Origin of the sequence: Mesorhizobium sp. M8A.F.Ca.ET.208.01.1.1 (genome assembly GCF_004791315.1) — a bacterium.
In the GTDB taxonomy this organism is placed as follows: domain Bacteria; phylum Pseudomonadota; class Alphaproteobacteria; order Rhizobiales; family Rhizobiaceae; genus Mesorhizobium.
In genome coordinates, this window is the sequence record NZ_SRUT01000100.1 from 1 (window position 1) to 377 (window position 377).

A 377-nucleotide genomic window follows, 5' to 3' on the forward strand; every position below is an offset into this window, starting at 1 on the left:
GGTCGGCCTGCGTCGGCCGGGCGGCGAACTCGTCGCCGTCACCGGCCTGTTCGAGAACGGCGGCACGCTGACCCAGCCGATCGTCGGCTACGACACCGGGCTGCCGATAGAGGAGGGCCTCTATCGCATGGTGATGGCGATGGCGCAGGACCGTGCCACGGCGCGCGGCCTGTTCTTCAACATGAGCGCCGGGGCCGCCGGCTTCAAGCGCCGGCGCGGCGCGGTCGCCGCGATCGAATACAACGCCGTCTATGCCGGGCATCTCCCGCTTCGCCGGCGCGTGGCGATCCGCATCATGGAGACCGTGCTGGCGCGGGTCGGCATTCCCCTGCTCAGGAGGCTCGAATTGTGAGTGAGCGCCGCGGCGAAGCCTACTG

Annotated in this window: 1 pseudogene; it reads left to right on the forward strand. The window is 70.3% G+C overall.

From position 1 onward, the window contains the following. Window positions 1-352 (forward strand): annotated as a pseudogene (locus EN851_RS34465) (GNAT family N-acetyltransferase); the annotation flags it as partial. Window positions 353-377: the final 25 nt, after the last annotated feature.